The sequence below is a fragment of the Mycobacterium sp. ITM-2016-00317 genome (genome assembly GCF_002968295.1).
Classification (GTDB): domain Bacteria; phylum Actinomycetota; class Actinomycetes; order Mycobacteriales; family Mycobacteriaceae; genus Mycobacterium.
Genome location: NZ_CP134399.1, coordinates 6,000,853 through 6,017,532, shown reverse-complemented (window position 1 = coordinate 6,017,532; position 16,680 = coordinate 6,000,853). Strand labels below are relative to the sequence as shown.

The window sequence follows — 16,680 nt, the reverse complement described above, 5'->3', positions numbered from 1 at the left end:
GACGGGCAGAGGGCAGCCGAGAGTCTGGGCGCACGCAAGCCTGCGCCGCGCCGGGACGCCCCGACGCGCCGGGACGTCCCACCGCGGCGTGCCAACGACGGCGGCGCGCGTCGGGCGCCGGCCCCCGACGACCGGCACACCACGGTGCTCCCACCGGTGCGCGACGGGGTGCCCCCGCCGCTGCGGGATCCGGTCGACGCGGTCAAGCGCGCGCTGGACGGCCGCCCGGGCAAGCAGCCCCCGAAGCAGCCCCCCAAACAACCTCCGAAGCAGCCGCCCCCGCCGCGGGGCGGCCCGCCGAATGGGTACGGTCCCGGCGGTGGCGGCCCGACCGGTCCGCGCCGCAGCCTGCGCGAGCAGATCAACTGGACGTGGGTGCGCCGAGGCTCGATCGTGGCGGCGGCGCTGCTGATCGTGCTGCCGCTGCTGACGTTCGGGATGGCCTACATGATCGTCGACGTCCCCAAGCCCGGGGACATCCGCACCGCGCAGGTGTCGACGATCCTGGCCAGCGACGGCAGTGAGATCGCCAAGATCGTTCCGCCGGAGGGCAACCGGGTCGACGTCAACATCGACCAGATCCCGGTGCACGTGCGGGACGCGGTGATGGCCGCCGAGGACCGGGACTTCTACTCCAACCCGGGTTTCTCGTTCACCGGCTTCCTGCGCGCGGCGAAGAACAACATCTTCGGCGGCGATCTGCAGGGCGGCTCGACGATCACCCAGCAGTATGTGAAGAACGCACTGGTCGGCGACGCCCGGTCCGGGGTCGGCGGCGTGATCCGCAAGGCCAAGGAACTGGTGATCTCGACGAAGATGTCCAGCGAATGGTCCAAGGACCAGGTGCTGCAGTCGTATCTGAACATCATCTACTTCGGCCGCGGCGCCTATGGCGTGGCCGCGGCGGCGCAGTCCTACTTCGGCAAGCCCGTCGAGGAGGTCACGGTCTCCGAGGGCGCGCTGCTCGCCGCGTTGATCCAGCGGCCGTCGGTGCTGGACCCGGCCGTCGACCCGGACGCGTCCGCGGTGCGCTGGAGCTGGGTGCTGGACGGCATGGTGGAGATCGGCGCGCTGTCGCCCGAAGAGCGGCAGGCCCAGGTGTTCCCGGCGACGATCCCGCCCGACCAGGCGTTCACCCAGAACCAGACCACCGGACCCAACGGCCTGATCGAGCGCCAGGTGGTCAACGAGTTGATGGAGATCTTCGACATCAACGAGCAGACCCTCAACACCGAGGGCCTGCAGATCACCACGACGATCGACCCGAAGGCGCAGGAGGCCGCGGTCGACGCGGTCGAGGAGTACCTGGACGGGCAGGACCCGGACATGCGCACCGCGGTGGTGTCGATCGACCCGAGGACCGGCGGGGTCAAGGCCTACTACGGTGGCTCGGACGCCAACGGCTTCGACTTCGCGCAGGCAGGCCTGCCGACCGGCTCGTCGTTCAAGGTGTTCGCGCTCGTCGCGGCGCTGCAGCAGGGCATGGGCCTGGGCTATCAGGTGGACAGTTCGCCGGTCGAGGTCAACGGCATCAAGATCTCCAACGTCGAGGGCAACAGTTGCGGTACCTGCAACATCGCCGAGGCGCTGAAGCGGTCGCTGAACACCAGCTACTACCGCCTGATGCTGCAGCTCAAGAACGGCCCCCAGGACGTCGCCGACGCGGCGCACACGGCCGGTATCGCCGAGAGCATCCCCGGCATCGAGCACACGCTGTCGGAGGACGGCAAGGGCGGACCGCCGAACAACGGTGTGGTGCTGGGTCAGTACCAGTCCCGCGTCATCGACATGGCCTCGGCGTACGCCACGCTCGCCGCGTCCGGCGTCTACCACAAGCCGCACTTCGTGCAGAAGGTCGTCAACGCCGAGGGCACCGTGCTCTTCGACGCCGGCCAGGAGGACAACGCCGGCGAGCAGCGCATCGACAAGGCGGTGGCCGACAACGTCACCGCCGCCATGCAGCCGATCGCCGCGTACTCCAACGGGCACGCACTGGCCGGTGGGCGTCCGTCGGCGGCCAAGACCGGCACCAACCAGCTCGGCGACACCGGTGCCAACCGCGACGCGTGGATGGTCGGGTTCACCCCGTCGCTGTCGACCGCGGTCTGGGTGGGCACCGTCGACGGCACCAAGCCGCTGGAGAACAAGTGGGGCTCGCCGGTGTACGGCTCCGGACTGCCGTCCGACATCTGGAAGGCGACGATGGACGGTGCGCTCGACGGCACCGACAAGGAGTCGTTCCCCAAGCCTGAGGAGATCGGCGGATATGCCGGGGTGCCACAGGCGCCGCCGCCGCCGCGCACCACCGAGGCGCCGATTCCGTCGGAGACCGTGATCCAGCCGACGCTGGAGATCGCGCCGGGCATCACGATCCCGTGGGGTCCGCCGACCACCGTGCCCGTCACGCCGCCCGGCGCGCCGGTGCCCGACGCCGGGGTGCCGGGAGCGCCGGGTGCACCGGTGCCGCCGGGAGCTCCGATTCCTCCGGGCGCCCCGGTTCCGCCGGGTGTGCCGCCGCCGGGCCCGCTTCCGCCCCCGTGACGGCGGAGCCCGATTCGCCGGCCGACTTCGTCTCGCCGGCGGGGGAGACTCGGCCGGATGGGCCGGCTGCGCCGGCCGGGCTGGTCTCGCCGGCTCCACCGGATGGGCTGGGCTCGCCGGGCTCCGCCGGCCGAAGACCGCCGGAGTCTGGACTCCCGCGACTTCCCCAGCCGCACCGACGCGATCGGTGCGGCATTGTCGGGCACCATCGGCGGGCCCGTCGGCCGCCACGCGCTGATCGGGCGCACCCGCTTCCTGACCCCGCTGCGGGTGATGATGATCATCGCGCTGGTGTTCCTCGCGCTGGGTTACTCGACCAAGGCCGCGTGCCTGCAGACCACCGGCACGGGCCCGGCCGATCAGCGCGTCGCCAACTGGGAGAACCAGCGCGCCTACTACCAGCTCTGCTACTCCGACACCGTTCCGCTCTACACCGCGGAACTGCTGAACCTCGGCAAGTTCCCGTACAAGTCCAGCTGGGTCGAGACCAACGCCGAGGGCACCCCGCAGGTGCAGTACGACGGCGAGCCCGCGGTGCGCTACATGGAGTATCCGGTGCTGACCGGGCTCTACCAGTACCTGTCGATGTCGGTGGCCAAGACGTACACGGCGGTCACCAAACTGGTGTCGGCGCCGGTGATCGCCGAAGTGGTGATGTTCTTCAACATCTCGGCGTTCGGGCTCGCCCTGGCCTGGCTGACGACGCTGTGGGCGACGGCGATGCTCGCCGGGACCCGGCGGATCTGGGACGCGGCGCTACTGGCCGCCTCGCCGATCGTGATCTTCCAGATCTTCACCAATTTCGACGCGCTGGCAACGGCTTTCGCGGCCTGTGCGCTGTTGGCGTGGGCGCGGCGAAGACCGGTGCTGGCCGGCGTGCTGATCGGGTTGGGCGTGGCGGCCAAGCTGTACCCACTGCTGCTGCTGGTGCCGTTGGTCTTGCTGGCGGTGCGCACCGGCCGGCTGCGGGAGGTCGGCAAGACCACGGCGGCCGCGGCGTTGGCCTGGCTGGTGGTGAACCTGCCGATCATGGTGCTGTTCCCGCGCGGGTGGTCGGAGTTCTTCCGCCTCAACACCCGTCGCGGCGAGGACATGGACTCGATCTACAGCGTGGTGCGGTCGTTCACCGGCTGGCGCGGGTTCGATCCGGACCTCGGGTTCTGGGAGCCGCCGGTGGTGCTGAACACGATCAGCGCCGCGTTGTTCGCCGCGTGCTGCATCGCGATCGGCTACATCGTGCTGACCGCGGAGCGGCGCCCGCGGGTGGCGCAGATCGCATTCCTGGTGGTGGCGGCGTTCCTGCTGACGAACAAGGTGTGGAGCCCGCAGTTCTCGCTGTGGCTGGTGCCGCTGGCGGTGCTGGCGCTGCCGCACCGGCGGATCCTGCTGGCGTGGATGACCGTCGACATGCTGGTGTGGGTGCCCCGGATGCTCTATCTGTTCGGCGAACAGAACATGGGGTTGCCCGAGCAGGCGTTCACCGCGACGGTGCTGCTGCGCGATATCGCGGTGGTTACGTTGTGCGCGTTGGTGATTCGCGAGATCTACCGGCCGCAGCTGGACCTGGTCCGCCAGGGCGGGGTCGACGATCCCGCGGGCGGGGTGTTCGACCGGGCGGCCGACGCGCCGCCGCGGTGGCTCCCGGACTGGTTGCGCCCCCGCTCCCTGGTGAATTCGGCGCGCTAAGCGACACCCACTGTCGCTTTGCGCGCCCGATGCACGCTCGATTTCGCAGATCAGCGGCCATTCCGGTAGCCTGGGCCAGTTGCCGACGCAGGCGACCCTCCTGCCACGGACACGCCGTGGCCGACAAGACCAGAGGAGGTGATGGGTTTCTCATGCGTCCATACGAAATCATGGTCATTCTCGACCCCACACTTGACGAGCGCACCGTAGCTCCGTCGTTGGAGACGTTCCTGAACGTCATCCGCAAGGACGGTGGCACTGTCGACAAGGTCGACATCTGGGGCCGGCGCCGCCTGGCGTACGAGATCGCCAAGCATGCCGAGGGCATCTACGCGATCGTCGACGTCAAGGCCGAGCCCGCGACGGTGTCCGAGCTCGATCGTCAGCTCAACCTGAACGAGTCCGTGCTGCGGACCAAGGTGATGCGGACCGACAAGCACTAAAGGGTGCCGCTCGTCGGGACCGCTGCGTAGGCTCGCGCCCAACGCCCACCTAGGAGGAACTCGTGGCTGGTGACACCACCATTACCGTCGTCGGAAACCTGACGGCAGATCCCGAACTGCGCTTCACCCCTTCCGGTGCCGCGGTGGCCAACTTCACGGTTGCGTCCACCCCGCGCATCTACGACCGCCAGAGCGGTGAGTGGAAGGACGGCGAAGCGCTGTTCCTGCGGTGCAACATCTGGCGCGAGGCCGCCGAGAATGTCGCGGAGAGCTTGACTCGCGGATCGCGGGTCATCGTGACCGGGCGGCTCAAGCAGCGCTCCTTCGAGACTCGTGAAGGCGAGAAGCGCACCGTGATGGAGGTCGAGGTCGAGGAGATCGGACCTTCACTGCGCTACGCGACCGCCAAGGTCAACAAAGCCAGCCGCAGTGGCGGCGGGGGCGGCGGATTCGGCGGCGGCGGGGGCGGTAACTCGCGTCCCGCGGCCAACAGCGCGCCGGCCGAGGACCCGTGGGGCAGTGCGCCCGCATCGGGCTCGTTCGGCGGCGCCGACGACGAACCGCCCTTCTGACATACCAATCAGTGATTTTCAGAAAGAGAAAGACACATGGCCAAGTCCTCCTCCACCAAGAGGCGCCCGGCTCCTGAGAAGCCGGTCAAGACTCGCAAGTGCGTGTTCTGCTCGAAGAAGGGCAAGAACCAGGTTATCGACTACAAGGACACCCAGCTGCTCCGTACCTACATCAGCGAGCGCGGCAAGATCCGTGCGCGCCGGGTGACGGGCAACTGCGTTCAGCACCAGCGCGATATCGCGATCGCGGTCAAGAACGCCCGCGAGGTCGCCCTGCTGCCGTTCAGCTCGTCGACGCGATAAGGACCACGACAATGAAACTGATTCTGACTGCCGAGGTCGAGCACCTCGGAGCCCCCGGTGACGCCGTCGAGGTCAAGGACGGCTACGGCCGCAACTACCTGCTGCCCCGCGGGCTGGCGATCGTCGCCACCCGTGGCGCCCAGCGCCAGGCCGAGGACATCCGTCGCGCCCAGGAGCTCAAGAGCGTCAAGGGCCTCGAGCACGCCAACGAGCTCAAGCAGGCGATCGAGGCGCTGGACAACGTCGAACTGGCCGTCAAGGCGGCCGGTGACTCCGGCAAGCTGTTCGGCTCGGTCACCGCGTCCGACGTCGTCACCGCGATCAAGAAGGCCGGCGGACCGAACCTCGACAAGCGGACCGTCAGCCTGCCCAAGGCGCACATCAAGACGACGGGCACCCACACCGTGGGCGTGCGTTTGCACCCCGAGGTGAACGCTTCGCTGTCGCTGAATGTCGTAGCCAACTAGTCGGCTCGGCCGACTCCGGCGTCAAACGGCCGGGTGAGGACCCTGCGGGGTCTCACCCGGCCGTTGTCGTGTGCCGTGGCGAACTTTTCCCGGCAAATCAATCGCAGCGAACCTCACCGGCTGTTAACCTTCTCGGCCCCGCGATGAAACACAACACGCCCGAGAAGGAAACCGGACACGACACGCCGGGCAATTTCCCATCCACAGCCTCCCGACGGTCCTATCGTGCGTTCATCTGCAGAAACGGTGTTCACGCACGCAGTTACTAACAGGTTCTCCCCAGCCCCTCAACATGAGCGACCTGATCTATCCACACGCCATCCCCAGGGTCATCAACAGGGTCGACTTGATTCCCCTCCAGCAACGTCTAACGTTGTGCGCCGCAGGGGTGGTTGCGTCCCAGGCGGGGGCTTTGTCGGAGACGGGAACTAACATCGGGGGCACAGGTCTTCGAACATATGTTCACACTTCGATCAACGAGGGGAAAGGCGCTGCGTGGCTGTCGTAGATGACCGGGGTCGTCCAGCGGATCGCTCCGACATGGAGCCGCCGCCCGGCGAGGATTTCGGTCGCCAGCCCCCGCAGGACGCCGCGGCCGAGCAGGCCGTGCTGGGCGGGATGCTGCTGAGCAAGGACGCCGTCGCTGACGTCCTGGAGAAGCTCCGGCCGGGCGACTTCTACAAGCCGGCCAACCAACTCGTCTACGACGCGATCCTGGACCTGTACGGGCGCGGTGAGCCCGCCGACGCCGTCACGGTCGCCGCAGAGCTCGACCGGCGCGGACTGCTGCGCCGGGTCGGGGGTGCGCCGTATCTCCACACGCTGATCTCCACAGTGCCGACGGCGGCCAACGCCGGGTACTACGCCGAGATCGTCGCCGAGAAGTCGCTGCTGCGCCGCCTCGTCGAGGCGGGGACGCGGGTCGTGCAGTACGGCTACGCGGGCGCCGACGGCGCCGACGTCAACGAGATCGTGGACCGCGCCCAGGCCGAGATCTACGACGTCACCGAGCGCAAGTCCTCCGAGGATTTCGTGATCCTGGAGGAGATCCTCCAGCCGGCGATGGACGAGATCGACGCGATCGCGTCCGAGGGCGGGGTCTCCAAAGGTGTCCCGACGGGATTCACCGATCTCGACGAGCTGACCAACGGGCTGCATCCGGGTCAGATGATCGTTGTGGCAGCCAGGCCCGGTATGGGCAAGGCGCTGGCGCTGGACACTCCGCTGCCGACACCTGCGGGCTGGACGACGATGGCCGACGTCGAGGTCGGCGATCAGTTGATCGGTGCGGACGGCAAGCCCACCCGGGTGGTCGCGGCCACCGAGGTGATGGTGGACCGGCCGTGTTACGAGGTCGAGTTCTCCGACGGGACCGTCATTGTCGCCGACGCCGAACACCAGTGGCTGACCGAGACCCGCGCGTCGCGGCGGAAGGCGCGCGCGGCGGCCGAGGTCCGGACGACGCGCGACATCGCCGAGACACTTCGGTGTCCGACCGCCGATCGTCGCCTCAACCATTCCGTCGTCAACACGGCGCCGATCGAAGCGCCCGATGCCGAGCTCCTCGTCCCGCCCTACACCTTGGGTGCGTGGCTGGGCGACGGAACGTCGAGCGCCGCTCAGATCACCACGATGGACCCCGAGATCCTGATGCGGATCGAAGGGGAGGGCGTGGATCTGTCCGAGGCGTCTCTGCGGACGATCGGGGTCTTCGGCAACAAGCACATCCCGGCCGAATACCTGCGTGCCTCTGAGTCGCAACGGCGCGCGCTGCTTGCCGGCCTCCTCGACACCGACGGCACCGTGACCAACGGAGGTACGGTTCAGTTCAGCGTCACGAACCAGCGTCTGGCCACTGATGTCGCCGAACTGGTCGTGTCGTTCGGCTACCGCTGTCAGGTGGCGGCCAAGGCCGTGAAGGGGCGAACGGAAGCATCCTCGACGGCGTACATCCTCAACTTCTCAGCGGCCGAATCCGTGTTCGGACTGCATCGAAAAGATCTGCTGCACAAGGAGCGTCGCGCGTCGAGTTCCGTGCGCTCCAATTCGCGCTTCATCGTCGACGTCCGGCCCGTGGCCAGTGTCCCGGTCCGGTGTGTGGAGGTCGACAACGACGATCACATGTACTTGGCGAGTCGGTCCATGATTCCGACGCACAACTCGACACTGGGTCTGGATTTCATGCGGTCGTGCTCTATCAAGCACCACTTGCCGAGCATCGTGTTCTCGCTCGAGATGAGCAAGACCGAAATCGTCATGCGTCTGCTCTCGGCGGAGGCAAAGATCAAGCTCGCCGACATGCGATCGGGGCGGATGAACGACGACGACTGGACGCGGCTGGCCCGGCGGATGAGTGAGATCAGCGAGGCCCCTCTGTATATCGACGATTCGCCGAACCTCACGATGATGGAGATCCGAGCCAAGGCACGTCGGTTGAAGCAGAAGGCGGATCTGCGCCTGGTGGTGATCGACTACCTGCAGCTGATGACATCCGGCAAGAAGGTCGAATCGCGCCAGCAGGAAGTCTCCGAGTTCTCAAGGCAGATCAAACTTTTGGCCAAGGAGCTGGAGGTGCCGGTGGTGGCGATGAGTCAGCTGAACCGAGGGCCCGAGCAGCGCACCGACAAGAAGCCGATGCTGTCCGATCTCCGCGAATCGGGCTCTATTGAGCAGGATGCGGACATGGTCATTCTGCTGCACCGCCCCGACGCGTTCGAGACGGACGACCCGCGCGGCGGCGAGGCGGACCTGATTGTCGCGAAACACCGCGCCGGTCCGACGAGGACGATCACCGTCGCCCACCAGCTGCATTTGTCGCGGTTCTCGAACATGGCCAAGTAGCGAAGCTTTGTTGTGGCTTCTCAAGTTTCATGTCCAATTCTCAAGTGAAATGTCCACCTGATGTCCAATTGGACATGAAAGTGAGATTCGCGAGTATTCCGTCTTCTACCGGCGCATAGCAGCATTTGGGACCCGGGGAAACCTGCCCTACTGAAGAGGGGTGGAATCATTGCTGGTCAAGCGACGGCGCAGATCGTGCCCAATGGACAGACACCGCTAACGCTGAGCCCATCAGCGAGACTGGCAGCCAAGGGGCAGGGATCACGAGCCGCCGGCGATCAGAAGATCGTGGTCTGCTCCCCACCGGGGCCCCGCTTCAGCTCACCGATACGACACTTCGCCCAGTGTTCCGCTGAGCGGCGCTGCACTCTCGTTCACGAAGAGCCGTCAAATGCGGAGCTTGACTTCACGAAGCCCTGCGAAGGGGAACTGTCCTGTTCTTGCGCGTGGAGTGCCATGATCAAACAAGTGCTGAGCGAGAGAGTAGGCCTGTGCCGCACCAGTTCTGCTGGTTTAGGTGGTCAAGCATGGTGGTCTCTGCTGGGCCCGGATTGCGCCGCACGCCGACGAGGACGGGCTCGGTTAGGGCGGGCTGGAGCGGACGGGCCAGTTCTTCGAAGCCTTCGGGGACGGCCGAGGCCGGGACCACAGTCACGCCGAGGCCTTGCGCGACGAGACGCACCGCGGTGGAGATCTGTGACGCTCTGGCTACCGTGTGCGGGCTGCGGCCCGCGCTGGCGAGTAGGCGGGCGAGGTAGTCGTCGAGCAGGCTACCGCCCCGGTACCGGATCCACGCCTCTGACGCCAGGTTCTCCAGGCGCAGGGGGGCTACCTCGGAGGAAAGCGGGTGCCCCTTCGGTACGACGGCGACGAAGGCTTCCTCGCCCAGTCGGTGCACGTCGAAAGGGCACCCCGCCGGGACGTGGTGTACGAGGATCATGTCGAGAGCCCCTTGGCGAAGCAGGCGTTCCATGTCCGCGGGATCGGGCTCCTCGTGGAGCGTTACCTGCAACTTTGGGTGCCGGTTGCGCAGCTGTCCCAAGGCTTGCGGCAGCTGCCGTGCTCCCAGGCCCATGTGGACGGCGATGATGAGTTCGCCTGCGAGCTCCCCGTCAGCGGCGCGGGCGGCCATGATGGCGCGCCGGGATGCAGTGGTCGCGATCTTCGCCTCAGCCAGGAAGGCCCGGCCGGCTACCGTCACAGTCACCCCGTTCGGGGTGCGGGTGAACAGCTGCACCCCGAGGTGCTTCTCCAGGGCGCCGATCTGCTGGGACAGCGATGGCTGAGTGACTCGCAGACGCTCTGCTGCCGCCGTCATGGAGCCCTCCTCGGCGACAGCTAGGGCGTATTCATATTGACGCAAGCTCATTCGGATCTACCTCCGACGTGACATAGACAGTGTCAATGAAGAATATACGTCTCCACTATTTGCCTCTATGTCGTGCCGCTCATACCGTGGGGATCCAGCGCCCGAGATGAGCACGGCCGGGCCCTTCAAATCATCGACAACCCCCACAGGTGGATGGAGCTGCACATGAGTCGACCAATACGCATCGGAGTGCAACTGTGGCCCGGCGGGGCCCCGGATTACCAGAGCTGGCGCAGCGCGGTTCTGCATGCCGAAGACATCGGAACCGACATCATTTTCGGTTATGACCACTTCCATAGGCCTACCTTCAGCGAGATCGTCGACGGCATGCCCGTGCTCGACGAGGTCCAACCCGACGTGAACAACTTCGAAGGGTGGACCTCGTTGGCAACGTGGGCCGAGATTACCAACCGCCCCGAGATTGGGTTACTGGTCAGCGGTATCGCGTATCGCAATCCTGACCTGCTGGCCGACATGGCCCGCACTGTTGATCACATCAGCGGCGGCCGACTGATCCTCGGCGTCGGTTCCGGCTGGTACGAAAAGGACTACACCACCTACGGTTACGACTTCGGCACCCTGAAGTCGCGTTTTGATCTGCTTGACGCCGGCTTGGAGCGCATCGCGGCGCGCCTGGCGGTCCTTACGCCTGCACCGGTACGCAAGGTTCCTATCCTGATCGGTGGATCAGGTATCAAGCGGACGCTGCCCGCGGTAGCTCGGCACGCCGACATCTGGCACACCTACATTGGTCTCGACAACTTCCACGTTGCCAGCGCGCGCCTCGACGACCTCGCGTCCGCCGCTGGCCGCGCACCCGCCGACATCGAACGGTCCGTGGGCTGGGAAGGCGCCGCCAGTGCCGACGCCTTCCTCGACGCCGGTGCCACGATGTTAACCACCGAAATTCACCCGACCGATGCGGGCTATGACTTCTCGGTCCTCAACGAAATGCTCGCTTGGCGCAAAGCGGTGCAATGATCGCGCAACGCCCTCGCGCGGGAGATGCCCGGGCGGGGTGCACGACATCTTGTTCTCGAAGCATGCCGCCGCAGAGATGACCTTCTCCGTGAGGTGGCCACCGGCATCGTTGGCACCACCGTGAACCATGAACTGGGGGCGCACCACGGCGACCTTGCCGGGAGAGTCGAAGCGTGATCGGTCCTGGCCGCGCAGAGCGTGTTCCGGGCCAATGCCTACACAGCGCGCCGTGGCCCAGCGTTCACAGTCTCAAGCGCAAGGAGGGCATAGCGTCTCGCGAACTAGGTAGCCCGCGGAACGTTTCGAGGACGAGAAGCCAGCGGTCGACAGGTGAGTGTCAAAGAGTTCACGCTATACAAGGTGGAAGACGGCAAGTTCGTCGAGGTTTGGGACCTCCTGTCGATGTCGCCTTCGGTGATGGCGTTCTTCACGATGGTCATCGTCGGGTACGCCCAGTCGGCTATGAGCTCGCGTTCGTGTCCGGCCAGGAGCATTCCCGGGATGCCTGGTGGGCCAAGGAATCCGACGTGCCAAGAGCCGCCGTTGTTCACGTCTGCCAGGGATTCGAGCCCGAAGCCGGCCAAGGTGGTCTCGATCGCGGTGAAGCTCAGGACGTCCTCGGGGTGGGTGGCCGCGAAGCGGAAACCTAGACCGCCACTGATGTCCTGGCAGAGCACGTGGACTGGGCCCGCACCGAGGTGCTCGACCAGGTGGTGCATGTCCTCGGCCGAGGTGGCTTCGTCGTAGGCGCCGTCGCCGGCGCTGGAGTCCCCGAATCCGCGAAGGTCGACGGCGAAGACCCGGTGTGTCGCCGACAACAATGGGATGAGCTTGCGAAGGCCCACCATGTCTCGGGCCACCCGTGCACCAGCAGGATCGGGGTTCCTGTAGTGCCAGCGGATACGTAGTGCAGTTGGGTTCCGTTGACGTCTGCTCGGTGATGGGTGACAGCGGGGATGGTGGCGCCGGCCGGGGCAAGCGCGGTGATGGGTACTCCTAGGTTGGACAACCTGACTGTCGATCCTAGAGTGGGCAGCTCGGCACCCGAAAGGCGAACAGCTCGGTGAGCATTCGCACCAGTCTGCGCGGCTCGGGCACGAAGAAGTTGAAATGTCCCAGTCGCCGGCCGCAGCCTTCGCCGCCTCGGACGGATCAGTGTGGGTGGCGGCCGATGCGGTTGACCAGCACGTCGTCGTGCCTCGGACGAAGGTATGGCCGCTGGAGGAGAGGTCGCCCGCCATCTCCATGCCGACTTACTCGTCGTCGGGACGAAAGCCGTTTCTACACTGCGGCGTTCGACGCAGCGCCATCTGGCGGGGGTGCGGTATCAGCGTGGTCGACTGACTGAACCCGCCGCGGTGTGCCGCCGCTTGCCGCGGCGGCAGGCCGGCGATCTCGGCGCGACCCGGGTGACGACACCGATTCCGAAGGCGGTGACGTCCTGCCCGCAGATCCGTCCGGAGCCGCGGCCGGGCCGGTTAACGTTCCACGTCTGCACGATTCGGTCAGCCAACCGGCGCGTATCCGCCCGGTCAGCGCAAGGACGACAACGCCGATGCCGGGTCGTAGCCGGTGAAGGCGTCCATCTCACCGTTACGGAGTCGGCGCACCCACCCTGGGTCGGCGAGCAGCGCACGCCCGACCGCTACGACGTCGAATTCGCCCGCCTCGAACTGCTTCACCAAGCGGTCGAGCGAAGCGGGCTGGATCACCTGACCGTGCACTTCACTGCGAAAAGTCGTCTCCAGCCCGACGGAGCCCACCGTGATGACCGGTAATCCGGTCACTTTCTTCGCCCATCCCGCGAGGCTGCGTTCGGGGTCTGCGTCAGGGAACGCGGGCGTGTAGTGCCGGCGCATCGAGGGGTGCAGGACATCGACGCCTGCCTCGACGAACGGAGCCAGAAGCTCCTGCAGTTGTGTCGGGTTGTCGGCGATCGACCCGGTGTAATCGGTGATCTTCCACTGTGAGAACCGGAAGATGATCGGGTAGTCCGGGCCGACTGCGCCGCGCACCGCCGCCACCACCTCTGCCGGGAAACGCGTCCGCGCGGCCAGTGACCCCCCATATCTATCGCTGCGGAGATTGGCTCTCTCCCAGAGGAACTGATCCAACAGGTATCCATGGCAACTGTTCAGTTCCACAGCGTCGAAACCGATCTCGCGCGCCGTCGCAGCGCTATCGGCGTAGAGCTGGGCAAGCTGCGGAAGCTCGTCGGTCGCCAGCGCCCGGCCCTTTGGTGCGCCAAACGCGTCGACTCCCGACGGGCCCACCGGCACCACCCCGTCGGCTTCATCGCGTTGCACACCCTGATGCCACAGTTGTACGGCGACGGTGCCACCCTCTGTGTGAACGGCGTCGATGAGGCGGCCCCAGCCGGCGAGCACGTCGTCGCCCGCCAGCGTCGGAATGTTGGATGGGTAACCTGCGGCTGGGTCGGGCAACCGAACACCTTCGGTGATGATGAGCCCCACCCCGCCTGCTGCGCGTCGTCGATAATACTCAGCGACGTCGGCCCCGGGGATGCCACCGGGCGACGCCTCGCGAGTCATCGGCGCCATGGCGAACCGATTCGGCATAGTCAGTGAGCGGACGGAGAATGGTGTGAAGAAGTCATCCATTGCCACGAACGGACGAAACACATTGCGCGCCTGTTTTATTCCGTCCTGCAAACACGTCGAGTTCTTCCCCAGCGGTATTTCCTGTCATTGCCCACTGATCTAGGCGCTGCGCCATCACCGGTTTCGGGCCATACTGGCGAGCAGGCCTGCCCGAGGCTGGACTGATGAACGTCGGGGATTCTGGTTACACCGGTAGCCCTGCCGTGGGACCCCGGTTGGTGATGCCACGCGACTTCTGTTCCCATGCAACCTCATTCGTCGAGGAAGACTCTAGACCGATCGTGTCTCGCGGTGTTGCATCGCTGTGAACGAATTGACGCCTTCCACATGTCCCTCAAGGCTGGCGGTCCCCGGACGCGCCTTCGTGTCGTTGGCGACGGCACGAGGTGGCTCGTCTGATCAGGGCCTCGCAGACGTGTTCCTCGTCGGCGAACCATTGGAACCCGGGCGTACTCGAACGCAGTGTCACGTAACCATGCAGGGACGCCCACAGGAGTGCGGCGTCCTCTTCGGCGGGGCTGTCGCTGTCTACGCCGGATTCGTCGATCGCGTCGACGAGGATGCCGAACGCTTCGGCGCCGTTCGGGTACATGAGGCCATGTCCGGCGCTCGCGAGCTGTGCCGTCCGCGCCAGGCTTCTACGACGCTCGAAGAGCGTGAGATATCGCTCCGGTCGATCCAGGCCGAACCGGATGTATGCCAAACAGACGGCGTGGAGGCGCCCGGTGGGCGGCGAGTCGTCCCAGGCCTGTCGCAGGACCGCCGATAACTCCTCGAACGTCTGTTGCACCAGGGCGTCGACAATGGCCTTCCCGTCCGGGAAATGCGCATAGATGGATGGCGCGGACACCCCAACCTCTCGGGCCACCGCGCGCAAGGTCACGTCGTCTTCGCTGCCGGTGCGTTCCAGGATGCGCTGGGCGCCGGCAAGCAGATCATCACGCAGTCTGCCGCCCTCACCTCGGGCGTTGCGTTGACGCGTCGCCATGCGACCCTTCCCTCTCGTTGAGCGGTTTCGAGCATAAGCCCTTCAACCACTCGGTACTCCGATCTATTGACGAATGTGTACTTACATCTGTTTACTTACCGCAACGACACTCGTGTCTGGGTCGCCACACGCAGGCCGCGCGACCGCACGAACCACAGCCTCATCGGGGGACCATGCCATGGCTACTGGCGCAGCTTCGGCCATCACACCGCGCCGCCGTGCACGTCGAAGCGTCCCGTGGTTGGCGCTGCTGCTGACGTCGGTGGCCGTGGCGGTGTTCTTCCCCAGCCAATACGTGAACGGGACCCTGGATTCGCTTGCTCAGACCGACACCGGCCTCGCCGGCACCTACGCCACTCGCCCCGGGATAGTCCAGGTTGCCTTCTACCTGCACATCCTGTTCGCGGCCCTGGCGCTGTTGATTGGTGGGTTTCAGTTCTCTGGCAAAATTCGGCGGTATCGACGGGTCCACCGGTGGATCGGACGGACCTACGTCGTCGCGGTCGTGGTGGGCGGTGCGTCGGCGTTCGTGATGGCCTTCTTCAGTTCGGTGGCGTTCGTTGGGTTCTTCGGGTTCGGCACGTTGGCGATTCTGTGGATATGGGCCACCTACCGCGGCTATCGAAGCGCCCGTGATCGGGACTTCGCCGAGCATCAGGCGTGGATGATCCGCAGCTTCGCCCTCACCTACGCAGCGCCGACCCTGCGTCTGTGGCTGATCGTCCTCACCGTCGTGCAACAACCGTTTGGGCTTGACGAGGCGGTGGTGGCCGCCAATGCCTATGCACCGGTGGCCTTCCTGTGTTGGCTACCGAACATCGTGATCGCCGAAGTCATTATCCGGCGGCGAGGTCTTCCGTCGCTGATCCGCACGGCACCGCAACCTCGAACCGGTGCTCCAATCATGTCTTGGCTATAAGGTCGGTCCAGCGGTGAGCGGCATCCTTTGCCCAGGGTTCTCGTCATGAAGGTTCACAAGGCCGTCATCGCAGCCGCAGGACTGGGTATGCGCATGTTCCGAATCACCAAGACGGACAAAGCGGTGCACCACTGCTAAGAGCGCCAGCTCCTCTCGACGAAGGCCTTGAACCCGTCGGCCGAAATGAGCCCAACGTCCTTCGGGGTCAACGCTTCCCGCCTCGCTCGCAAGAAGGAACAAAGTGGTCGTGGCGACTCATCAGGACTGACCGCCGAGGGTGGCGTCGATTCCGCTGATCGTGAGCTCGAACGGGCCCTGCTGTTTGTCGAGGATGTAGACCGATACCTGGTCGATGAGCGAAGGGTCCAGTGTCGGCGGCGCATCGGGTGCGGGATCAAGGCGCATGCCGACCGGCTGGAAGACCGCGATGGGCAGTTCATATGTGCGCTGGACGCCGGCCTCGGTGGTGAAGCGCTGGATGTAGGACCACGGCTGCCCTTCGATGCCCGCCTCGAAGACATAGGTCTTGCCGTCACCCTGTCCGCGCACGCGCAGCGACGTCGCGCCTGCGGCCAGTCGCCCGAGTCCGGGGTCCTGCGGGCTGCGGGCCGAGGCGAATCCGCCGTTGTTCTCCAGCGAGATGTTGCCCGAGAACACGAGCCCACCGTTTCCGAACGTGACCTTCGAGGTGGACACGCCGCCCATGACTGGGTCGTTGACCGTCGTCCAGGTGGCCACCTTGCCGGGATCATCGAGGGCGACGAGAACGACGTCGGTCCCTTCCGATACGACTGCCGGGGCGGACGAGCCAGGAGTCTCGGGCGCGTTCGTCGTCTCCTCGGCGTTGGCGGGTTGCTCGGCGCCTCCGCACGACACGACGAGCAGTGCCGAGCAGGCGACGGCGATGCCGGCGAGCCAGCGCTGTGACGGGTGGCCTTGGCGCATTCTC

13 protein-coding genes and 2 pseudogenes are annotated in these 16,680 nt (G+C 66.0%); 9 read left to right on the top strand and 6 right to left on the bottom strand.

The features are described from left to right. Positions 1-24 precede the first annotated feature (24 nt). From C6A87_RS28930 to dnaB, 7 genes are all read left to right on the top strand, one after another. Positions 25-2,541: a transglycosylase domain-containing protein gene (locus C6A87_RS28930; RefSeq protein WP_396837137.1), complete on the top strand. Its 2,517-nt coding sequence runs from the start codon at positions 25-27 to the stop codon at positions 2,539-2,541. 102 nt (positions 2,542-2,643) lie between these two features. Further along, a complete protein-coding gene (locus tag C6A87_RS28925; RefSeq protein WP_311118127.1) occupies positions 2,644-4,227 on the top strand; it encodes a glycosyltransferase family 87 protein in 1,584 nt (527 codons plus the stop codon). A 152-nt stretch (positions 4,228-4,379) separates the two neighbouring features. Next, a complete protein-coding gene (gene rpsF / locus C6A87_RS28920; RefSeq protein ID WP_011783131.1) occupies positions 4,380-4,670 on the top strand; it encodes a 30S ribosomal protein S6 in 291 nt (96 codons plus the stop codon). A gap of 62 nt (positions 4,671-4,732) precedes the next feature. Beyond that, on the top strand, positions 4,733-5,242 hold the full coding sequence (locus C6A87_RS28915; protein WP_003931677.1) for a single-stranded DNA-binding protein: 510 nt from the start codon (positions 4,733-4,735) through the stop codon (positions 5,240-5,242). A gap of 36 nt (positions 5,243-5,278) precedes the next feature. Next, positions 5,279-5,545: a 30S ribosomal protein S18 gene (gene rpsR, locus C6A87_RS28910; RefSeq protein ID WP_003931676.1), complete on the top strand. Its 267-nt coding sequence runs from the start codon at positions 5,279-5,281 to the stop codon at positions 5,543-5,545. A gap of 11 nt (positions 5,546-5,556) precedes the next feature. Next, entirely contained in the window at positions 5,557-6,012 is a 456-nt protein-coding gene (gene rplI / locus C6A87_RS28905) for a 50S ribosomal protein L9 (RefSeq protein WP_311115369.1), read from the top strand. Positions 6,013-6,507: 495 nt separating this feature from the next. Further along, positions 6,508-8,853, top strand: a complete 2,346-nt coding sequence (dnaB, locus tag C6A87_RS28900) for a replicative DNA helicase (protein ID WP_396836958.1) — start codon at positions 6,508-6,510, stop codon at positions 8,851-8,853. A gap of 460 nt (positions 8,854-9,313) precedes the next feature. Here the strand turns inward: dnaB and C6A87_RS28895 are convergent, their stop codons facing one another. Beyond that, entirely contained in the window at positions 9,314-10,171 is an 858-nt protein-coding gene (locus tag C6A87_RS28895; protein WP_396836957.1) for a LysR family transcriptional regulator, read from the bottom strand. Positions 10,172-10,387: 216 nt separating this feature from the next. Between C6A87_RS28895 and C6A87_RS28890 the strand changes: the two genes are divergently transcribed. Continuing rightward, positions 10,388-11,203: an LLM class F420-dependent oxidoreductase gene (locus tag C6A87_RS28890; protein WP_311118126.1), complete on the top strand. Its 816-nt coding sequence runs from the start codon at positions 10,388-10,390 to the stop codon at positions 11,201-11,203. Positions 11,204-11,775: 572 nt separating this feature from the next. Here the strand turns inward: C6A87_RS28890 and C6A87_RS29255 are convergent. From C6A87_RS29255 to C6A87_RS28870, 4 genes and pseudogenes are all read right to left on the bottom strand, one after another. Continuing rightward, positions 11,776-12,051, bottom strand: a pseudogene (locus C6A87_RS29255) (alpha/beta fold hydrolase); the annotation flags it as partial. A 47-nt stretch (positions 12,052-12,098) separates the two neighbouring features. After that, positions 12,099-12,212: pseudogene (locus C6A87_RS28880) on the bottom strand (hypothetical protein); the annotation flags it as partial. A gap of 523 nt (positions 12,213-12,735) precedes the next feature. Further along, positions 12,736-13,824: an NADH:flavin oxidoreductase gene (locus C6A87_RS28875; RefSeq protein WP_396836956.1), complete on the bottom strand. Its 1,089-nt coding sequence runs from the start codon at positions 13,822-13,824 to the stop codon at positions 12,736-12,738. Between the two features lie 334 nt (positions 13,825-14,158). Continuing rightward, the gene (locus C6A87_RS28870) at positions 14,159-14,812 is read right to left on the bottom strand and encodes a TetR/AcrR family transcriptional regulator (protein WP_311115364.1); all 654 of its coding nucleotides are present in this window, start codon (positions 14,810-14,812) and stop codon (positions 14,159-14,161) included. 241 nt (positions 14,813-15,053) lie between these two features. On the opposite strand from C6A87_RS28870, the gene C6A87_RS28865 reads away from it, so the two are divergent. Next, positions 15,054-15,731 carry a DUF2306 domain-containing protein gene (locus C6A87_RS28865; protein WP_311115363.1) on the top strand — a complete coding sequence of 226 codons (678 nt, stop codon included), beginning with the start codon at positions 15,054-15,056 and terminating at the stop codon, positions 15,729-15,731. Between the two features lie 258 nt (positions 15,732-15,989). Here the strand turns inward: C6A87_RS28865 and C6A87_RS28860 are convergent, their stop codons facing one another. Beyond that, positions 15,990-16,676: a CIA30 family protein gene (locus tag C6A87_RS28860; protein ID WP_311115362.1), complete on the bottom strand. Its 687-nt coding sequence runs from the start codon at positions 16,674-16,676 to the stop codon at positions 15,990-15,992. Positions 16,677-16,680 lie beyond the last annotated feature (4 nt).